This window comes from Nitratireductor sp. GZWM139 (assembly GCF_030068685.1).
In the GTDB taxonomy this organism is placed as follows: Bacteria; Pseudomonadota; Alphaproteobacteria; order Rhizobiales; family Rhizobiaceae; genus Nitratireductor; species Nitratireductor aquimarinus.
Genome location: NZ_JAMQML010000014.1, coordinates 137,748 through 144,065, shown reverse-complemented (window position 1 = coordinate 144,065; position 6,318 = coordinate 137,748). Strand labels below are relative to the sequence as shown.

The window sequence follows — 6,318 nt, the reverse complement described above, 5'->3', positions numbered from 1 at the left end:
ACCTATGCCACGCCGCCCGTAAGCGGAAAGTTTGCAACAGAACCGATCCTGACCCTCATCGCCGAGCTTCAGGAAAAGCACGGCACCGCCGTTCTCTTCATCACGCATGATATGGGCGTGGTGGCCGAGATTGCCGACACCGTTCACGTGATGAAGCTTGGCAAGATCGTCGAACAGGCCCCGGTCGAGCAATTGCTGCGCCACCCGCAGGAGGAATACACGCGCGAGCTTCTTCAGGCCGTGCCGAGCCTCACCCCGCGCGCCGCGCGCGATGCGCCCGGCGGGGAAGCGGTTCTCTCGGTAAGCGGGCTGCAGAAGGTTTATGGCGCGCATGGCGTGTTCAAACGGAGCGAACCCACAAAAGCGGCCACCGATGTGAACTTCGCCATTCCGCGCGGGCGCACGCTCGGTATTGTCGGCGAAAGCGGCTCGGGCAAATCCACCGTCGCGCGCTGCATCATGCGGCTGATCGATCCGACGGAGGGCGAGATCCGCGTTGCCGACCATGAGATCGCCACGCTTTCACGTCGTGCGCTTCAGCCGCTGCGCCGTCACATCCAGATCGTTTTTCAGGATCCCTTCCGCTCGCTGAACCCGCGATGGACCATCGGGCGCAGCCTCGTCGAGGGACCGCTCAATATGGGAACAGAGCGCAAGGCAGCACTTTCGCGGGCGCGTGAACTCCTGAAACTCGTTGGTCTGCCCGACGACGCCATCGACCGCTACCCGCACCAGTTTTCCGGCGGCCAGCGCCAGCGCGTCGCCATCGCGCGCGCCGTTGCCATGGAGCCGGATGTGCTGGTGGCCGATGAGGCGGTCTCGGCGCTCGATGTTTCCGTTCAGGCGCAGGTGCTCGATCTTCTGGACGAACTTCAGCAGAAACTCGGCATCGCCATTCTTTTCATCACCCATGATCTGCGTGTCGCCGCGCAGATCTGCGACGAGGTGGTTGTGATGCAGCATGGGCGGGTCGTTGAACATGACAGCGCCGCCAATGTGCTTTCCGCCCCCAGACACGCCTACACCCGCGCGCTGATCGAGGCAGCGCCCGGGCGTCAGTGGGATTTCGCCAATTTCAGAGAATTGCAGACCGTTTGACGTGAAAAGCGTCAGTTTGGAGAAAAAATGCCCGTTTTGCCGAAAATCGCTGATTACTCAGATGAGCTGACGGAGATCCGCCGCGACTTCCACCAGCACCCCGAAATCGGCTTCGAGGAAGTCCGCACATCGGGCATCGTGGCGGAGCTTCTGAAGAAGTGGGGTGTGGACGAAGTTCACACCGGGCTCGGCAAGACCGGGGTTATCGGCGTCATCAAGGGCAAGAAGGAAGGCGACCGCACCATTGGCCTGCGCGCCGACATGGATGCGCTTCCCATGGATGAGCTGACCAATCTTCCCTACGCCTCGAAAAACCCCGGCGCGTTTCATGGCTGCGGGCATGACAGCCACACCACCATGCTTCTGGGCGCGGCGCGCTATCTGGCCGAAGCGCGCGACTTTGCCGGCCGTGCGATCATGATCTTCCAACCGGCGGAGGAGGGGCTTGGCGGCGCGCGCGCCATGTTGGCCGACGGGCTGTTCGACAAGTTCCCCTGCGACGAAGTCTATGGCATGCACAACAATCCGCTCGCGGAGCCGAACAAATTCGGCGTCAAGCCGGGACCGGCGATGGCCGGCGCGACCTTTTTCGACATCACCATCAACGGCGTCGGCAGCCATGGCGCGATGCCCCACCATGCGCGCGATCCCATCGTCATTGCCACGGCGCTGGTGCAGAGCCTGCAATCCATCGTCAGCCGCAATGTGCAGCCGACGCAGCCGGCCGTTCTCTCCGTCACGCAGATCCATTCCGGCTCGGCCTATAATGTGGTACCGGACAAGGCGGTGATCTCGGGCACCATCCGCTATTTCTTCGACGAGGTGCGCGACCTGATCCATGAGCGGGTCGAAAAGCTCTGCGCCGGTTTTGCCACGAGCTACGACGTGGAAATCGTTCCGGACCTGCGCCCCGTCTTCGACGTGCTGATGAACGACGCCGACCTTTCCGAAGCCTATCGCGAGGCGGCGGCCGAGATTGTCGGCCAGGACAATGCGACCATCACCAGGGAGCTGGTCACGGGCAGCGAGGACTTCGCCGACATGCTGAAGGCGGTTCCCGGGGCCTATTGCACGCTCGGCCACAAGGGTTCGATCCCGGTTCACAATCCGGGCTTCATTCTCGATGACGGGATTCTGCCCGTGGGTGCGAGCATCATGGCCCGCATCGTCGAAAAGCGCCTTCCGCTCTGAGCCAGCCACGAGCGCGTTTTCGCTGAAACGCGGAAACGCTCCAACCCATTGTTTTTTCGCAATTCCGAACGAAAACCGGTTTCCACTTTTCCTGGAATTGCTCCAGTTCAGGATACAGACCATGAATTTCAAGAACCTGCCATTCGACACGGACACCATGCTGGCCGGGCTCAAACCCTGGATCCTCTGCGAGAGCCCGACATTCGATGCGGCTGCGGTGGACCGCATGATGGACCTCGCCGCCTATGAGCTTGCCGCCGTGGGCGCGGAGATCGAGCGCATTCCCGGCCGCATGGGTTTTGGCGGTTCGGTGCGCGCGCGCTTTCCGCACCAGGACTTCGGCAAGCCCGGCATTCTGATCTCCGGCCATCTCGACACGGTTCATCCCATCGGCACGCTGGAGAAGAACCCCTGGCGCATCGAGGATGGCCGCTGCTACGGCCCCGGCATTCAGGACATGAAGGGCGGCAACTATGTGAGCATCGAGGCGATCCGCCAGCTCATTCTCGCGGGTATCGAGACCCCGCTGCCGATCACGGTGCTGTTCACGCCCGACGAAGAGGTGGGCACGCCATCGACGCGTGAGCTGATCGAGATGGAGGCGCGCAAGAACAAGATCGTTCTGGTGCCCGAACCCGCGCGCGAGGATGGCGGGGCCGTGACCGGCCGCTACGCCATCGCCCGTTACAATGTGAAAACGTCGGGCCGTCCGAGCCATGCCGGCTGGGCGCTCAAGGATGGCCGCTCGGCCATCGCCGCCATGGCGCGCAAGATACTCGAAATCGAGAGCATGACCGGCGACGACTGCACCTTCTCGGTGGGCGTGGTTCATGCGGGCCAGTGGGTCAACTGCGTCTCGTCCTTCTGCGATGCGGAAGTGCTTTCCATGGCCAAGCGCCAGGCCGATCTCGACCGCGGCATCGAGCGCATGCTCGCGCTTTCGGGCGAGGAGAACGATGTGGTGATCGAGGTGACGCGTGGCGTGACCCGCCCCGTCTGGGAGCCGGACGCCGGAACCATGGCCGTCTACGACGTCGCGCGCGGCGTTGCCGATGAGATCGGCTTCGACCTGACCCACGCCAGCGCCGGCGGCGGCTCTGATGGCAATTTCACCGGCGCGCTCGGCATACCGACGCTCGATTCCATCGGCGTGCGCGGCGCGGGCCTGCACACGCTTGGCGAACACATCCAGATCGACAGCCTTGTCGAACGCGCACAGCTGATGGCGGGACTTCTGACGCGGCTGAAATAAGGAGCCGGCGCGGCGCTCAGAAATCGAGCGCTGCGCCGTCCACCACCTCTTTCATCACGAAGAAGGTGCGGGTCTGGCGGACGCCGGGCAGCGCGATCAGCTGGCTGCCGTGCAGCCGGTTGAAATCGGCCATGTCGCGCACCCTTATCTTGAGGAAGTAGTCAAAATCGCCGGCGACCAGATGGCAGTCGAGGATGAACGGCAGTTCGCGGATGGCGGCTTCAAACGCGGAGAAGCTCTCCGGCGTTGAACGGTCGAGCACCACGCCGACCATGACCAGCGCGCCGCGCCCGACATGCTCAGGCGCGACTGAGGCGTGGACGCCGCGAACATAGCCATCCCTGAACAGCCGCTCGGTGCGGCGATGGCAGGTGGCCGCGCTGACCCCAACGCGCTTTGCCAGATCGGCATTGCTCAACCGCCCGTCTCGCTGAAGATGGCGCAGAATGCGCATGTCGGTGCGGTCGAGTTCCGTGCCTGCGGAAGGTTCTTCCATATCTTCCTCATAATTTTGGCGGTTCGAAGCATCGTCAAAAAACTGTGCCGTCTTTCTGCTTCAAACTTCATGAAACTATGGAAGCACCTTTCTTCGGTTTTTGGCTAGCCTTTCCGCCACGATCCAACTTCTGGAAAGGTCTGCCATGCTGGAAAAATTCGAGCGTTACCCGCTCACCTTCGGTCCCACCCATATCGAAAAACTGGAACGTCTCTCGGCGCATCTGGGCGGCGGGGTCGCGCTTTATGCAAAACGGGAGGACTGCAATTCGGGCCTCGCCTTCGGCGGCAACAAGCTGCGCAAGCTGGAATACATCGTGCCCGACGCCATCGCCTCTGGCGCGGACACGCTGGTTTCCATCGGCGGCGTGCAGTCGAACCACACGCGCATGGTTGCGGCCACGGCTGCACGGATCGGCTTCAAATGCCGGTTGGTGCAGGAAAGCTGGGTGCCGCACGAAGATGCCGTCTACGACCGCGTGGGCAACATTCTCTTAAGCCGCGTGATGGGCGCGGATGTGCAGATGGTCGACGAAGGGTTCGATATCGGCATCCGGCAAAGCTGGGAAGACGCCCTGAAGGACGTGGAGGCAAAGGGCGGCAGGCCCTATCCGATCCCCGCCGGCGCATCGGTGCACAAATATGGCGGGCTTGGCTATGTGGGCTTTGCCGAAGAGGTGCGCGCGCAGGAGGCCGAACTCGGCTTCACCTTCGACTATATTGTCGTGTGCACGGTGACGGGCTCCACCCATGCCGGCATGCTGGTGGGGTTTGCCGCCGATGGCCGCGCCCGCAATGTGATCGGCATCGACGCCTCGGGCACGCCGGACCAGACGCGCGCCCAGGTGCTGGAGATCGCGCGCAACACGGCGAAGCTGGTGGAACTCGGCCGCGAGATCGAGGATGATGATCTGGTTCTGGTGGAGGACTATGCGTATCCCGCCTATGGCGTGCCTTCGGAAGAAACGAAGGAGGCGATCCGCCTCTGCGCGCGGCTGGAAGGCATGATCACCGATCCGGTCTATGAGGGCAAATCCATGCAGGGCATGATCGACCTCGTGAAGAAGGGCTACTTTCCCGAAGGTTCGAAAGTGCTTTACGCGCATCTGGGCGGCGTGCCGGCCATCAATGGCTACAGCTACGCCTTCCGCAACGGATAAGCATCTTAAATGATCCGCGCTTCGGTTTCCGGGTCGAACAGCAGCGCCTTGTCGAGATTGAAGGCGAGGCGGGCTGTCTGCCCGGCCGAAATGGGTGCGTCGGCGCGAAGCCGCGCGACGATCTCACGACCACCGAGCCGTGTGACGGCGAATGTGTCGGAGCCAGCCGGCTCGATCACCTCGATGTCGCAGTCGAGTTCGCTCACATGGCGCGCATTGCGGTCGGCGCTGTCCGGATCGGTCAGCGCTTCGGGCCGGATGCCGAACACCACGTCCTGACCGTCGCGCCCGGCAAGCGCGCCATTGGCGCCGGCGAAGGGCAGGGCAAGCGGCTCGCCCTCGTCGCGCTCCATCATGATGGCCACATCTCCGCCGCTGGCCTTCACCTTTGCGGGGATGAGGTTCATGGAAGGCGAGCCCATGAAATCGGCGACGAAGAGGTTGTTGGGCGTGTTGTAGATTTCAGCCGGCGTGCCGAATTGCTGCAGAACGCCGTCCTTGAGCACGGCGATTTTGGTAGCCAGCGTCATCGCCTCGATCTGGTCATGCGTGACATAGACGATGGTGGTGCCCATGCGCTGATGCAGGCGCTTGATCTCGGTGCGCATGTCGACCCTGAGCTTGGCGTCGAGATTGGAAAGCGGCTCATCGAACAGGAACACCATCGGATCGCGCACCAGCGCGCGGCCCATGGCGACACGCTGGCGCTGGCCGCCTGAAAGCTGGCTCGGCTTGCGGTTGAGCAGCGCGCCGATCTGCAGCGTCTCGGCCACTTTGGCGATGGCCGCATCGCGCTCCGCCTTGGGGACGCCGCGGATTTCCATGCCAAAGCCGATGTTTTCGGCCACCGTCATGTTGGGGTAGAGCGCGTAGGACTGGAACACCATGGCGATGTCGCGCTGCGAGGGGTGCAGGTCGTTGACCACCTTGCCATTGATGCTGATCGAACCGCTGGTGATGGGCTCGAGCCCGGCAATGGTGTTGAGCAGGGTGGACTTACCGCAGCCGGACGGGCCGACGAGAACCAGAAACCCGCCTTCCTCGATCTCCAGATCGATGCCCTTGAGCACATCGACCTTGCCGAAGGATTTCCTGAGATTGTCGATCTTGAGAAAGGCCATG

At 62.8% G+C, this 6,318-nt stretch carries 6 protein-coding genes; 4 read left to right on the top strand and 2 right to left on the bottom strand.

Going from position 1 to position 6,318, the window contains the following annotated elements; translation table 11 throughout:
- From NDI72_RS17065 to NDI72_RS17055, 3 genes are all read left to right on the top strand, one after another.
- Positions 1 to 1,098 (top strand): ATP-binding cassette domain-containing protein (locus NDI72_RS17065; RefSeq protein WP_283801111.1); only part of this gene is annotated, 1,098 nt, incomplete at its 5' end.
- Positions 1,099 to 1,125: 27 nt separating this feature from the next.
- Positions 1,126 to 2,289, top strand: a complete 1,164-nt coding sequence (locus NDI72_RS17060; RefSeq protein ID WP_283801110.1) for a M20 aminoacylase family protein — start codon at positions 1,126 to 1,128, stop codon at positions 2,287 to 2,289.
- A gap of 121 nt (positions 2,290 to 2,410) precedes the next feature.
- The gene (locus NDI72_RS17055) at positions 2,411 to 3,541 is read left to right on the top strand and encodes a M20/M25/M40 family metallo-hydrolase (RefSeq protein WP_283801109.1); all 1,131 of its coding nucleotides are present in this window, start codon (positions 2,411 to 2,413) and stop codon (positions 3,539 to 3,541) included.
- 16 nt (positions 3,542 to 3,557) lie between these two features.
- Here the strand turns inward: NDI72_RS17055 and NDI72_RS17050 are convergent, their stop codons facing one another.
- The gene (locus tag NDI72_RS17050; protein ID WP_206995849.1) at positions 3,558 to 4,037 is read right to left on the bottom strand and encodes an Lrp/AsnC family transcriptional regulator; all 480 of its coding nucleotides are present in this window, start codon (positions 4,035 to 4,037) and stop codon (positions 3,558 to 3,560) included.
- Positions 4,038 to 4,182: 145 nt separating this feature from the next.
- Here NDI72_RS17050 and NDI72_RS17045 point away from each other — a divergent pair, with 145 nt between their 5' ends.
- Complete coding sequence (locus NDI72_RS17045; protein ID WP_113156406.1) at positions 4,183 to 5,196, top strand: 1-aminocyclopropane-1-carboxylate deaminase; 1,014 nt, start codon at positions 4,183 to 4,185, stop codon at positions 5,194 to 5,196.
- Positions 5,197 to 5,201: 5 nt separating this feature from the next.
- Here NDI72_RS17045 and NDI72_RS17040 read toward each other — a convergent pair whose 3' ends face one another.
- Positions 5,202 to 6,317: an ABC transporter ATP-binding protein gene (locus NDI72_RS17040; RefSeq protein ID WP_283801108.1), complete on the bottom strand. Its 1,116-nt coding sequence runs from the start codon at positions 6,315 to 6,317 to the stop codon at positions 5,202 to 5,204.
- Position 6,318 lies beyond the last annotated feature (1 nt).